General features: G+C 68.6%; 12 protein-coding genes. 7 read left to right on the plus strand and 5 right to left on the minus strand.

Translation table 11 applies throughout. The features are described 5' to 3' along the window. Positions 1-72 precede the first annotated feature (72 nt). Positions 73-2,361 (minus strand): hypothetical protein, encoded by a 2,289-nt coding sequence (locus tag IF54_RS0127330; RefSeq protein ID WP_159002212.1) that lies wholly within the window; start codon positions 2,359-2,361, stop codon positions 73-75. A gap of 1 nt (position 2,362) precedes the next feature. After that, positions 2,363-4,780 carry a type II secretion system protein GspG gene (locus tag IF54_RS42780; protein ID WP_159002214.1) on the minus strand — a complete coding sequence of 806 codons (2,418 nt, stop codon included), beginning with the start codon at positions 4,778-4,780 and terminating at the stop codon, positions 2,363-2,365. Positions 4,781-5,648: 868 nt separating this feature from the next. Here IF54_RS42780 and IF54_RS0127340 point away from each other — a divergent pair. Both IF54_RS0127340 and IF54_RS0127345 read left to right on the plus strand, forming a co-directional pair. Beyond that, a complete protein-coding gene (locus IF54_RS0127340) occupies positions 5,649-6,545 on the plus strand; it encodes a GNAT family N-acetyltransferase (RefSeq protein ID WP_030323336.1) in 897 nt (298 codons plus the stop codon). A 93-nt stretch (positions 6,546-6,638) separates the two neighbouring features. Then, positions 6,639-6,992 (plus strand): hypothetical protein, encoded by a 354-nt coding sequence (locus IF54_RS0127345; RefSeq protein WP_030323341.1) that lies wholly within the window; start codon positions 6,639-6,641, stop codon positions 6,990-6,992. 75 nt (positions 6,993-7,067) lie between these two features. Here IF54_RS0127345 and IF54_RS0127350 read toward each other — a convergent pair whose 3' ends face one another. Next, entirely contained in the window at positions 7,068-7,946 is an 879-nt protein-coding gene (locus IF54_RS0127350) for a Gfo/Idh/MocA family protein (RefSeq protein WP_030323343.1), read from the minus strand. Positions 7,947-8,192: 246 nt separating this feature from the next. Between IF54_RS0127350 and IF54_RS0127355 the strand changes: the two genes are divergently transcribed. From IF54_RS0127355 to IF54_RS0127365, 3 genes are all read left to right on the plus strand, one after another. Then, positions 8,193-9,050: an aldo/keto reductase gene (locus tag IF54_RS0127355; RefSeq protein ID WP_030323346.1), complete on the plus strand. Its 858-nt coding sequence runs from the start codon at positions 8,193-8,195 to the stop codon at positions 9,048-9,050. Between the two features lie 156 nt (positions 9,051-9,206). Then, positions 9,207-10,025 carry an SAM-dependent methyltransferase gene (locus tag IF54_RS0127360; protein ID WP_030323348.1) on the plus strand — a complete coding sequence of 273 codons (819 nt, stop codon included), beginning with the start codon at positions 9,207-9,209 and terminating at the stop codon, positions 10,023-10,025. A gap of 135 nt (positions 10,026-10,160) precedes the next feature. After that, entirely contained in the window at positions 10,161-10,892 is a 732-nt protein-coding gene (locus IF54_RS0127365; protein WP_030323350.1) for a class I SAM-dependent methyltransferase, read from the plus strand. 10 nt (positions 10,893-10,902) lie between these two features. On the opposite strand, the gene IF54_RS0127370 is transcribed toward IF54_RS0127365, so the two are convergent. Beyond that, positions 10,903-11,820 carry a helix-turn-helix domain-containing protein gene (locus IF54_RS0127370; RefSeq protein ID WP_030323352.1) on the minus strand — a complete coding sequence of 306 codons (918 nt, stop codon included), beginning with the start codon at positions 11,818-11,820 and terminating at the stop codon, positions 10,903-10,905. A 141-nt stretch (positions 11,821-11,961) separates the two neighbouring features. Continuing rightward, positions 11,962-12,192, minus strand: coding sequence for a DUF397 domain-containing protein (locus IF54_RS0127375; RefSeq protein WP_028809148.1), 231 nt, complete (start codon positions 12,190-12,192; stop codon positions 11,962-11,964). Between the two features lie 288 nt (positions 12,193-12,480). Between IF54_RS0127375 and IF54_RS0127380 the strand changes: the two genes are divergently transcribed. After that, a complete protein-coding gene (locus IF54_RS0127380; protein WP_107047898.1) occupies positions 12,481-12,951 on the plus strand; it encodes an ATP-binding protein in 471 nt (156 codons plus the stop codon). Between the two features lie 28 nt (positions 12,952-12,979). After that, positions 12,980-13,522, plus strand: coding sequence for a hypothetical protein (locus IF54_RS0127385; protein WP_030323354.1), 543 nt, complete (start codon positions 12,980-12,982; stop codon positions 13,520-13,522). Positions 13,523-13,533 lie beyond the last annotated feature (11 nt).

Genomic DNA, 13,533 nt, shown 5'->3' on the forward strand with positions numbered 1-13,533 from the left:
ACGATCACAGCATGGTTCTCCCCGGGCAAGTCGGCTTGTACCGTCGGACGGTTGCTCAGCCCCAGCCCTGTGTCACGGTTTGAACGGCGGTATCACCAGCACGTGGTACGCCTGTTCCAGGCGCCGGCGCAGGTCATGTCCACGCAGAATCTGCTGCCGTGTCCGGGACTCGTCCATGAATGCCACATCGACGAAAGTCTTCGGCGCAACGCTCTGGTCTTGCGAGGCGGATGTGTAGCCCCGGACCACTTCCCAGCCCTTGCCCGCGTAGGACCGCTCCCTGTCGAAGACGGCCTCTGGCCACTCGCCGGCAGTGGGAGCCGAGCGACTCGGCCGTGAGTCGACGCTGACCGATTGATCGGGCACGATCAGGCTGATCATGCCCTTACTCGAGGTCACGCCAGCCGGCTTGCGAACCGCCGCGCGGGCCAACCGCCCGGCCTGCTCCGGCGTCAAATCGGCCACGGTGAACGTCGAGGCCGCCACCCGCATCCAGCCGGGCACCCCGTCGACCTCCTGGACGCCTCGCCTGGCGGCCAAGTCCCTCATGGCTGGGACCACTTGAGACGGCGGCCACACGTTCAGCTCGACCGCGTCCGCAGTCGCGAACTCGGTCCGTCCCGTGCTCCGTACCAGTGGGTTGCACATCAGCGTTTCTAGGAGCGCCAACCAGTCCACGTACTGGTCGTCGAGCGGTGGGGCCGGGCGGAGACGGCGCAGCATGGTGTCGACGATGATGTAATGGGCCGCTGTCGCGCAGGCCCGCTGATAGCCGTAGAGCCACTCGGACCCGGTGTCCTTGGCAAGAAGCGAGTGCGAGCCGACCCGATGGTCCGAGCCCTGCAACAGCCGCTCGTACAGGAACAGGTCCTTCGCCAGATACAGGGCGGATTCCTGGGCGAACCCCAGACCCGCGTCCTTCGCCGCGTCGATGAGGACGCCGATCGGATTCGCGAGCAACTTGGCGACGGTGTCGATAGCCTCGTACACGGACATCGCGAGCTTTCCCACGGCGATCGTCTTCGACACAGCGAGGACAAACCGTGACAGCCGCGACAGGACTTCCGCCGGGAGCAATTTCAAGTAGGTCGTTCTCGCCAGCGTCTCGGCGAGTACGGACTGACGCATGGCAGGCTTGGCGAGCGTTTCGAGGTTGTCCCCGAACTTGTCCTTCAGCACCTCGACGACACGGTTGTCCTCGTTCTCCGCCGCCTGCACGGGATCACGGAAGATCTCGAGTACCGACTGCAGCCAATCGTAGTACTCCTGCTCCACCCGGCTGAGATCCGTGGACTCTACGGTCCGGAAGAAATCCCCGACTTGGCGCCGCGGGTCCTTCCAGCCGATGCCGAGGACTTCCTCAAAAACGTGGAGGAGGGAGACCACGGTGTCCTGGGTGTCGAAATAGCCGGTGACCACGAAGTCCTCGGTCGGCAGGGCGGCGCCGTCCCGCGCCCCTGGAACCCACCGCTTCAGCCGTCGCGCGAAGATCCCGGCGTCACGAGTCTCGAACTGCTTAGGCAGATACTTCGCTCCGCTCGCCAGGGCGTGCAGTTCGACGAAGTTGGAGTGCGCGTAGAAGTCCTCGACCGCGTGCAAGAGATAGCCCATGCGGGCCAGTCCGACAGCGAAAGCCGGGTCCGAGCCGTCCACTGCGAGCTCGCCGCGGCCCACAGGCCGCGCCCAGTCGGTCTCGAGCTCGGCGAAACCGGCTGCGAGGACTTCGATGTCGTCACGCAGATAGCGGTAGAGGTCCGGAGTGCGGTACCGCTGCTGCCCCGCGCGGGGGCCTCGGTCCAGTGAGGTCTCGTACGTGTCAGGGGACATGGGGACGCGTGGGCGGTCGCAGTGCTCGTGAGGGAAGTACTGACGGAAGACGGCCTTGAAGATCGCTTCGTACTGTTCGACGGAGAACCGGTCCGGCTCGCTCTCCCTCTCTGCCACACCGAAGGAAAGATAGCCCTTCACGAACACGGCGTCGGTGGAGACGTCTCGGAGCACCGACCGAGTGGCTGGGTCGGCGCCGAGGAGCACGCCGAGGGCGCCGTAGACCTTCTCGCGTACTGCCCGGACCAGGCGGTCCTCTCGGTCGCCGGTCCAAGTCCGGTACCAATTCGTCCCTGATCGGTACAGGGTCGTCGCGGTGATCAGCCGGATGAAGTCCTCGACCAAGGACTGGGCTTTGGAAGCCAGAGCCGCGTACGCGACGGGGTCGATGACCTGGGAGAGGTCAGTCAGCCAGTTGCCGAGAAGCACCGCTTCCAGGCCCTGCGCCTCCCCGTCGGCCCAGTCCTTGAAGGTCCGTTCGAGGAGTGGGAGCGCGCCCTGCTCACCGACACCACGGTGTCCCTTGGTGTTCATCTCACGGTCCCGGGGGTGCATCGATCGTGATGTCGATGGCGCTGGTGGGCGTGTACTCGTACCACTGCCCGATCAACGCGCCCTCCGCCCAGCTGGTGAGATCACTGTCCGCCCCCTCGCCGCCCGGTTTGCGGTTGGCGCCGAGCGAGGACAGGTCGTAGTCGCCGTGCACCCCCGGACTGACGTACTCGTACGGCGTCCCCCACGGGTCCTTCAGGGGCAGCGTGACATTCCGCGCCTTCGCCACGGCGGCCATGGCCTGGAGACCATCGCTGGTGGTGGGATAACTGCCGTTCTGCTTTTCGTAATCGCCTAAGAGCAGGGTGAGGAGCTGAATGTCGGCCCAGGCAGCCTTCTGCTTCGGCAGCAATAGGGGGCGCGTGTCCTCGACGGCGTTGGCCGGCTGGATCCCGGGGTAGTTGGTGTTCGCAAACGCCTCCAGCTCCTGGGCGATGGCCACGTACGGCGCGGGCGGCACCGGAGTGCCGGCCACGAAGGCGAGGAAGGATTCCACGAAGCCTGGGCGGATCGTCATTACGACGCGTGCCGCGCCGGAGCGCAGGAATGCACGGTGCAGGGGGTCAGGGTGGTCGAGGAACTTACGGAAATTCGCGCCCTTGAGGTTCGACCAGAAGTACGGATAGACGATGTAGAGCAGGTTCTCCCACTCGACGGCCTCTTGCAGGAACCGGATCGTCGCTCCTCGGGCTAGACCGTCGCGCCAGGTCGCGTCATCCGTCACGGCACCGGTGCCGGAGTAGTAGTCCTCAGTGTCCGCGTAGGTGCTGAAGGGCGGGCCGACGAGCCAGCGCAGGACGTGCTTCATCATCTCCTCGCGCTCCATGCGCCGGAGCGTGAGGGTGTCGTTTGCCGCCAGTTGCTCGGTCAGCTCGGCAAGGCGCTGCTGCAGAGCGGTGCGCTGTTCGTAGTAGCGACGCTCGGCGGCGTCCCTGATCGTCGACCACGCCTTGTTCTGCCAGGCGCGGAAGGCCTCGTCCTTGAGCGTGAGCGTCAAGGTGACGGTGACCGAGTAGCTGGCCGCGTAGCGCACCGAGTACGGCACTGCGACTGATCCTGACCGGCCCAGGGTGAAAGGCTCGGCATAGCCGTTGTCGACGACTGTCTTGTCACGTTCGAAATCAGACAGATATTTCGGCCATTCGAACCCCTTCGATGTCGCCATGACTCCGGTGACCGTGTACAGCGTGTCTACGTCCAGAACGACCGCGTACGCGCCGCCGCGCTGGCTCTCGTCGAAGGAGCTGAACGTCCTGGAGTCTGCGGCGTTGACCGATTTGGTCTCCGTTGGGGGTGACTCGACCACCGCACCGTACGAAGCGGCCTTGTCCGGGTAATCGGCCCGGGTGAGTTCATCCGGTTTCAGGGGAAAGCGGGCCCACTCCGGTCCGTCGTCAGCACCGAAGCCCGCCCTCAGCGCCGCCTCAATGGACCTGATCTCGATGATGCGATCCAAGAGTTCCGATCCAGGCTCGGGAATGACCAGGTCGTACGTGAGTCTGATGCCGTAGCGGAGCAGGTCCACGGACCATTTGCGCATCATGCGGTAGTAGTCGATTCGCATCGGCTTGTCGCGGTGGGGATTCTTGAACCGCTTGACGCTCTCGTTCTCCGTGCCGGACGCCGAGGCCACCCGGAAGCTGAGCTTGTGTTCCTGAACGGCCCTGCGAGACGCCTTCTTCGTGACGGTCCTGGACTGGGAGCGGGTGAACTCCTCCGAGCGGCTGGCCGAATCAGTGGCGCTGGCCGACCCGGCGGCCGCGAACGAAACACCACCATACGTGCCCGAGATATTGACGCTCGCGCTCAACTCGGTCGTGTGCTGGTATTGGTTTTCCGTCGATTGCTGGAGTTCGCTCTTCTCCGAGACGCCTTCTTCGCTGAACTCGTCGAGCGTGTCGGTCTCCAGACGCTCGAACTCCTGGCTCGTGTTCGACCACTCACGGAAAGTGATGTTCACTTGCTCGGCGGGGGCCAGCGGCACGGAGTAGACCAGCTCGCCGCGCTCCACGCCAACTGGTGTGAACGCCAGCTTCTCCAAATGGAGATAGCCGATCGGCTCCACGGCGAGGGATGCCCGGAATGCCGATACCTGGGCCCTGTCGGCGCCGATTTCCTCCGCGATATCGAGAAGCACACCGGCGGGTACTGTGGCGACTGCGGCCAGCTCGGCCCCGGGATCACCACCCGCCGATTCCACGATTTGCCGTATTGCATCCGCGTGCGGAGAGTGCACTGCCAACCGGTCGAGTGCGCCGTCAACGGCCCGGTCCTGGGCCATGTGCAACACCAGCGAACGCTTCATCGGCCCGCGCAGAACTTCACGTTCCGGATCGGCCAGCAGGATCGGGGTGTGTGTCGCTTTAAGAATCGTGCGACGCGAATTGGTCAGCTCTGCCATGGCCGCCCCCCTAGTTCGTTGGCCATGTATCAGGCTCCATTGGGTCGCGTAGCGGGAGGCCGAGTCAAGCCCATCGGTCGTCAACGCTGAAGCTTCATGCGCAGCGTCCATGGATGCCTACGGGAATTGAGTGAGGTAAGCCGCTGCGGCTCTCGCCTCTCGCGCATATGTCGAGCCTCGCCGCTTGGGCTGGCTGATGAGAGACAGCGAACGCCTGAGTGATCAGGCATACCGTGGGGCTGTCGAATTACCGGGGACTCTGTTGCAGCGTGCCATCGCCGCTGGCGCATGAGTGCGCTGCCGTTGCACAAAGCTTTGACTGATTCCGCGGAAGGCTAGGTCCGGCACGCCCGGTCGCACCTAGCAGTATGCCCGGGCTCAAGCCCCCTTCCTGGGCTGTACTCCCACTGAAGGTTCGTGTGCAGCACGTAGAAGGTCCCGCGCAGCACCTCCCGGCCCGGCCTGGCCCGGCAGCGGTTCGCGGCCTCGGTCCCGAAAGTGCCGTTCGTGCTGAGGAAGGAGGAAGCAGCGGCTCCAAGCGCTCCCCTCTGCTCAGACACCTCCACGGCGGCGTCCCCACGACCACGCAAACGCTCTCTCAGACTCACGGCAAGCGGCGGCGATCCACCGCACTGTGTCAGCCAGCGCAATGACCGGTTAAGTCGCCTTACCGGCAACGCAGTTGAACGCGAAAGCCGGTGGACGCCGCTCCGCGTATCCCGTAGCGTGAGCCGCCACGCCACGAGACCAGCGGAAGGAGGCGAGTGCCATGCAGGTCACGACCGTCCAGCGCTCCCTCTCCGTCGTCCCGGCGTGCCTCGTCTGACCGGGAGCGCCCACGCAGTACGCATCCCGGAGGAACCCACACATGACCGATCTGGTCATCCGCGCGCTCGACGAGCGCGACGCCCACCTGTTCGACGCCCTGCCCGACCCGCTCGGCGCCCGCGAGTCCCACCGGCTCACCCGCCACCGGCCCGACTGGAAGCGCGTGGCCCTGCGCGACGGCCGGGTCGTGGCGCGCGGTGCCTGGTGGGGCGGCCCCGACGCCACCGCGCCCCTCAACATCAACTGGTTCGACGTGGCCGAAGGGGAGGAGGAGGCCGGCGCCGAACTCCTGCGCTCCGCACCCTGGCAGGTCGAGCTGGAGATGAACCTGCCCGCGGGCTGGCGCGAGCACCCGACGCAGCGGGCGGCCGCCGAGACCTGCTTCAGCGCCGCGCGGAAGGCCGGGCAGGAGCTGATGGTCGAGCGCTTCCTGTACCGCTGGACACCGGAGTGCGGGCTGCCCGAGCGCCCCGGACGCCTCGAGTTCCGCCCCGAACCGGACGACGCCGTCTTCTTCGACCTCCTGCGCCGCATCCACTCCGCCACCCTCGACGCGCACGCCCTCAAGGCCATCGAGGAGGGCGGACTCGACCGGGCCGCCCAGGAGGAACTCGACTTCTTCCACTGGTGCCCCTCGCCCCGGGAGTGGTGGCAGATCGCGTACACCCCCGAGGGCGACACGGCCGGCATCCACATCCCGGCCCACAACCCCTCGGGACCCTGCGTCGGCTTCATCGGGGTCGTCCCGGAGCACCGGGGTCACGGCTACGCCTACGACCTCCTCGCCGAGTGCACCCACTACCTGGCCGAGCGGGGCGCGGACTTCGTCTCCGCCGCGACGGACCAGGGCAACTTCCCGATGGCCGCCAACTTCACCAAGGCGGGTTATCCGGTGGTGCGGGAACGGTTGAACTTCGTTCCCGGGAAAGCGGATTGATCTTCACCTGAGCCTCCCTGTCCCCGGGCCGGTGTCAGTGCCCGATGCGATGCTGGCCGCAGCGGTGATCGTCGGTGCAGCGAGGCGGCGGGCATGGGATTCGACGGCGAGGTCTGGCGGGTGCGCAGCGGAGAGGACGGCGCCGGGGGCGAGGTCGGGGAGATCCTGATCGACGACGTCGACTTCCCCTGGCTCTCGGGCCGTTTCACCGCCGGCCCGGGGTTCGACTCCGTACGCGAGCTGTTCGCCCGCGAACTCGCCCTGATGGACCTCGACGACGAAGAGCGGCGGGAGGAGTGGGAGGAGACCTACGACCGGATAGCGAGACGCGTCTCCCTGATCGCCCCGCACGGTCCGGTCCCCGAGTTCCTGCTGCACATCGAGGGGGAGCGGGCATGGTTCCGGTGGAACGACGAGCCGTTCGCGACACCGCACGACGGATCGTGACCAGGCGCCGACGTACCCGTACGTGGGCGCCCGGGCAACGTACCCGTCCATGGGCGCCAGGGCTCCGTCCTGCCGCTACCGCTCCAGCAATGCCTCCGCCTCCGTCAGGATCTCCGTGACGCGCAGGGCGAAGGCGGCGTCGCACGGGTGGGGCCGGCCGGTGCGGGTGGCGGCGAGGAGGGCGTCGGTGGCCCGGACGAGGGCCGGTACGGCGCCCTCGGACGACTCCGGGAGCCGGGCCACTCCGCCCGCGCCCCGCAGCTCCACGCCCGCTCCCGCCGCCGCGGGCGGAGCCGTGAGGCTCAGGGTCAGGGTGCTCGACGCGCCGGAGGCGTGCCGCAGCACCACGTGGACCGTGTCCCCGGGGCCGTGCGCGGCCGCGGCCACCTCGCGGACCTCGCCCAGGATCGGCAGCAGCACCGAGAGGGCGTGCGGGCCCACGTCCCACAGGGCACCCTTGGCCTGTCGCCACGGCGAGTCCGAGAACGGGCTCTCGCCGGTGAACACCGACCCGAGCCACTCGGCCCGACCCGTGAACCAGCCGTCCACCGAAGCCTGTTCGGCGATCCACGCCTCGGTCTCGGTCAGGAAGCGCGAGGTGAAGAACACCACCGAGGCGACCCCGGTCTCCCGGACGGCCTCGACCACCGCCCGCCCCTGCTCGACCGTCGTGGCGAGCGGCTTGTTCAGCAGCAGATGACGCCCCGCCCGCGCGGCCCGCGCCGCGAGACCGGCCTGCACGGCCGGCGGCAGGGCTACGGCGACCGCGTCCACGTCGGCCAGGAGCGCGTCGACGTCGTCGTACACGCGTGTGCCGTGCTCGTCGGCCACCTCCTTGGCGGCGTCCGGACGGCGGCCCCACACCCCGGCGAAGTCCAGGTCCGGGTGCGCACTGAGCGCGGGGGCATGGGCCATCCGGGCCCAGGGACCGGTTCCGAGCAGTCCGATACGCATGCCGCCGCCTCTCTCACCACAGCCGATTCCCACCACGACCGGCCACGCTGTCACCGGGCGGTCGAGGTGAGCGTGTCACAAACGGGTGGCCGCCGCGCAAGCGCCGCCATTCAGTTCTCCGGTCGCTGAATCCGTTCTCATTCTTCTATTGGACCCTCGAGTCGGAAGGCGGCCACTCTGGAAGGAGCTCGTCCGCCCGCCGGAGCGAGCTCGGTTCCGCTGGACAGCCGAAAGAGGTCAAAAGCCATGCACACCCGCCGCATCGGTGATGTCGACGTCAGCTCGATCGGCCTGGGCGCAATGCCCATGTCCATCGAGGGGCGGCCGGACGAGGAACGCTCCATCGCCACCGTGCACGCCGCGCTCGACGCGGGCGTGACCCTCATCGACACCGCCGACGCCTACCACCGCGACGCCGACGAGGTCGGCCACAACGAGACCCTGATCGCCAAGGCGCTCGCCTCCCACGAGCGGGGCGGTGACGTCCTCGTCGCCACCAAGGGCGGCCACCTGCGCCCCGGTGACGGCAGCTGGACCCTCGACGGCAGCCCCCGGCACCTCAAGGAGGCCTGCGAGGCGTCCCTGACCAGGCTGGGTGTCGAGGCGATCGGGCTGTACCAGTTCCACCGCCCCGACCCCCGCGTCCCCTACGAGGAGTCCGTCGGCGCCGTGCGCGACCTCCTCGACGAGGGCAAGATCCTCATGGCGGGCATCTCCAACGCGAACCCGGAACAGATCCGGCTGGCCAACGAGGTCCTCGGCGGCCGACTGGTCTCCGTGCAGAACCAGTTCTCCCCGGCCTTCCGCTCCAGCGAGCCCGAGCTGAGCCTGTGCGACGAGCTCGACATCGCCTTCCTGCCCTGGAGCCCGCTCGGCGGTATCTCGCGCGCGGGCGAACTGGGCTCGGCGCACGCCCCGTTCGCGCGGATCGCCGAGAAGTACGGGGTGAGTCCGCAGCGCGTCTGCCTGGCCTGGATGCTCGCCAAGTCCCCGGTCGTCGTGCCGATCCCGGGCTCGAGCCGCCCGGAGACCATCCGCGACTCCCTCGCCGCCACCGACCTGGTGCTCGGCGCGGACGAACTCGCCGAGCTGGACGCCGCCTGACATCCCCACGTGCTCTCGCCGGTGCCGTCCCACAGGTCCGCCACGTCGCTGGTCGGTGGCTTTTGACCGTGTGCGGACTGGCACCGGCGATCGTGGTGTCTCTAGGATGGACTCCCTGCCCTGCCAGGCCAGTTGGCGGCAATAGCTGGGGGAAAGATGAGCACCGGTAAGAAGCTGTCCACCTCGATCGACGCATCCGTGCCCACGGCCGCGCGCATGTACGACCACTATCTGGGCGGCAAGGACAACTACGCGGCCGACCGCGCCGCCTGCGAGGAACTCGACAAGGTCGTCCCCAGCACCCGCAGGCTGGCCGTGAACAACCGGCGGTTCCTCCAGCGAGTGGTGAAGACCCTCGCCGCGGAGCACGGCATCCGCCAGTTCCTCGATCACGGATCCGGCCTGCCCACGCAGGACAACGTCCACCAGGTCGCCCAGCGCATCGACCCCGACTCGCACGTCGTCTACGTCGACAACGACCCGATGGTCCTGGTGCACGGCCGGGCCCTGCTGGAGCAGGACGAGCGGACCGCGGTCATCCACGCGGACATGCGGGAGACCGAGGCGATCTTCGACCACGAGGACACCAAGAGGCTGATCGACTTCTCGCAGCCGGTGGCCGTGCTGTTCAACTCGGTCATGCACTGCATCCCCGACAGCGACACCGACGGCCCGGCCGCCCTGGCCCGCCGGGTGCGCGAGCGGCTCGCGCCGGGCAGCTTCATGGTGATGTGCCAGCTGGTCAGCGAGGACGCCGAAGTGCGGGCCTTCGTCACGGACTTCATGGACAAGGCGACCCAGGGGCACTGGGGCCGGGTGCGGGAGCCGAAGGACGTCGCCGAGTGGTTCGAGGGCCTGGAGATCCTGGAGCCGGGCCTCGTGGAGGTCTCCACCTGGCGCCCCGACTCCGAGGTGGCCCCCCGCCAGCTCACCCACGAGTGGATCGAGTTCGGCGGAGTCGGCCGCCTGGTCTGACCGCACACCGATGCCCTTGGCCCGCCCGCGAAGGCCCGGCGCCAGGGGCACATGTGTGTCGGCGACAGCGCGCTGAGTGCGGTGGTTCAGCCCTGGATCACGCACCAAGCAAGTCCGGGAAGGGACGCCACGGACATGGACCGCACCATCCGCACCACCGAGGACGTCCTCCAACTCCTCGACGCCCTCTTCCCTCCCCAGGCCGACCGCTGGACGGCGGACGCCGGTTCCTGGTGGGACGGCTTCTACGCCGACCGCTCCCGGCCGGTGCCGTTCTTCGCGGACGCACCAGACGAGAACCTGGTGTCGTCCGTCGAGCGCGGTCTCGTCACCCCCGGCCGTGCCCTCGACCTGGGATGCGGTCCCGGTCGCAACGCGGTGTATCTCGCCTCGCTCGGCTTCGAGGTCGATGCCGTGGACCTCTCACCCGCGGCGATCGACTGGGCCCGCGAGCGCGCCCGCCAGGTGCCCGGCGAGGTCCGCTTCCTGTGCGGCGACGCCTTCCGCCTGGCGGGCACCGAACTCCGCGCCGAATACGACCTGATCTACGACTCCGGCTGCTTCCACCACCTGCCACCGCACCGACGCGTCAGCTACCTAGCCCTGCTGGAGCGGCACCTCGCACCCGGCGGTCGCTTCGGCCTCGTCTGTTTCGCCGACGGCGCCATGGGATCGGAGCTGTCCGACGAGGAGTTGTACCGGCAGGGCCGGCTCGACGGCGGCCTCGCCTACAGCGCGGACTCCCTGCGCCGCATCTTCCGCGATCTCACGGAGATCGAACTGCGGCGCATGCATGACGAACCGCCCGAGTCGCCCCGCTTCGGTGAACCCTTCCTCTGGACCGCCCTGTTCGGGCGCGACCACTGACCTCGAGCCGTCAGCCGCCGTAACGGCTGTTCATCGTCTCGCGCAACCGCTCCAGCGAGTCCCGGGGTTCGAGCGCGTCGTCCGCCAGCCGGTCCAGGGCGAGGCGGTACTCCTCCGTCTCGTCCCGGTCCTCCAGGAAGTTGGCGCTCTTGATGTGCTCCAGATAGACGACGTCCGGCAGATCGAGACCGCCGAAACGCAGATAGGTGATCGGGATGGCCGGGGCGGAGGCGTTGGTCACGTCCAACGGGATGATCTGCAAGGTCACGTTGGGACGCTGGGCCATCGCGACGAGGTGCGCGAGCTGGTTCCGCATGACCTCCCGGCTGCCCAGCACCCGCAGCAGCACGGACTCGTCGATGACCGCCCACAGCTGAGGTGCGTCCTGGCGCAGCAGCAACTCGGCACGCCGGGTGCGCAGTTCCACGCGCCGGTTCACCTCGCTCGCGGGTGCGGTCGGCAGCCCGCGCTCCACCACCGCCCGGGTGTAGTCAGGGGTCTGGAGCAGTCCGGGGACGTACTGGATCTCGAAGGTACGAATGGCCGCGGCCGCCTCCTGGAGGCCCACCAGCCGGTCGAACCACTCCGGCATCAGCCGCTTGTCGTAGCGCTGCCACCAGCCGGGCTCACCGGCGCGCTGGAGCAGCTTGAGGAGCACCGAGGACTCGTAGTCCTCGGTGCCGTACAGCTCCAGGAGGGCGCGGACGTCGCTCTCCGACGGGGGCCTGCGGCCCTTGCCCGACTCGATGCGGGACAGCTTGGCGGGGCTGAACCCGAGGGCTCGCGCCGCCTGGTCCTGGGCAAGCCCGGCATCCTCCCGGAAACCCGCCAACTGGACGCCGACCAGCATCTTCAGCAGCGTGGGAGCCGGTTCGGACCGGTCCAGGTACGGTTCCAGGCGGGAGATGCGGTGGGACGCGGCAGACATCCTGACTCCCAGTAAACCGGCACAGAGACGACTCACACTATCGCACGCAGCGTGGCCGTACCGCATCATTCCGTAGAAGCCGGTCGGCGTACGGGAGTTGAGACCGGTGTCCCCATGCCTCTCGCACGCCCCTCCCGCGCCTCAGAGCAGGTGGTCGAACTCACCGTCCTTCGCGCCGGCGACGAACGCCGCGACCTCGGCCGGTGTGTAGACCAGCGCGGGACCGTCGGGGTAGCGGGAGTTGCGCACCGCGACACCACCGTCGACCAGTGAGGCCACTTCGACGCAGTTGCCCTCGGCGTTGCTGTGACGGCTCTTGACCCAGCGGGCGTCGAGCGAGCTCGCCCGCACTCCGTTCTGCACTCGTGGCACTGCTGTCTCCTTGCTGTTCACGTTCGGCGCCGAGCCATGTCGCCCGGCCGCCCGGCCGGGAGGGGGCGCACATCCACAACCTCCGTGGCCCCACCCGTCCTTCGCGCAATTTCTCGTGCAATTGCACGCGGGCGCCTTCAGCGTGGATAATAGCTCCAGCGTCACCCCCTGCGGTTGCGCCCCGTCTTGACGTCGCATCAGGGAGATGCCGTGTCATCACCTGCGAAAGATGTACTCCGGCCGCCGGGCGAGGCTGTGCCGGGGGCGGGTGATGCGGGCACGGCCGGTGTGTCCCTGCGACGCCCGGATCCGCTCGGCGCCCGGCGCCCGCCCTCGGCCGGACCCCTGGTCTCCGCCGCGTTGCTCGTGGCGTGCAGCGGGGACGGGTTCGCCCGGGCCCGTGCGTTCACCCGCGAGACTCTCGGCGGCTGGTCGATGGGCCACCGCAGCGACGACGCCACCCTCGTGATCACCGAACTCGCCGCCAACGCCGTGGCCCACGCGGTGCTCCGGCCCGCGGTGGACGGTTCGGCCGAGGTGTGGCTGGGGTTGTCCCTGGGCCCCGGCCATCTGCTGGTCACCGTCTCCGACCCCGGGGACGAACCACCCGCGTACACGCCGACCGACGACCGCGCCCTGCGGGAGCACGGCCGGGGACTGTACATCGTCGACGCCCTGGCGGAGGAGTGGGGCTGGACCTCGCGGCCCCCGGCCGGCAAGACCGTCTGGGCCAAGCTGTCGACCGCCCCTCCTCCCTGACATGACAGCCGCGGAAAGGTCTCACGCCATGCGCACCGCTCCGGACCAGCCGAGCCACGAGCGCACCAGCAGCCCCGCTCCCACCGCCGGGGTGGCGCGCACCACGCCCCTCACGGCACTGAGCCGGGTCCCCTGGGGCGAGATCCAGGACTCCACCGGCAACGCGGCGGCGATCCCGCTCCTCCTCAACAGCGTCGCCTGGGGCGATCCCGAGACCGCCGGCGCCGCCCTCGTCGATCTGCGCCGGCGCATCTGCCAGTACGGCTTCGTCGTCGAGCAGGCCACCGCCGCCACCGTCCCCTTCCTCTGGGAGCTCGCCCAACTGCCCCAGGTGACCTGCCGGGCCGAGATCATCCAGCTGCTCAGGAGCATCGCCGGGGCCCGTCAGTGGGAGAGCACCGCGGCCGTTTACCCCAAGCTGCTCAACCACCGTGAGAACCCGGTGGTCTGGGAGCGGCAGGCCCGCCAGGCCGTCCGGGCCAAGAGCGGCGCCCTCAAGAGTCTGATGGCCGACGACGACACCGAGATCGCCCACGCCACCTCGGAACTCGCCCGCGCTCTGGACGAGTAGGAGCGGCGGCG

The sequence above is a fragment of the Streptomyces sp. NRRL B-3229 genome, assembly GCF_000719505.1.
In the GTDB taxonomy this organism is placed as follows: Bacteria; Actinomycetota; Actinomycetes; order Streptomycetales; family Streptomycetaceae; genus Streptomyces; species Streptomyces griseorubiginosus.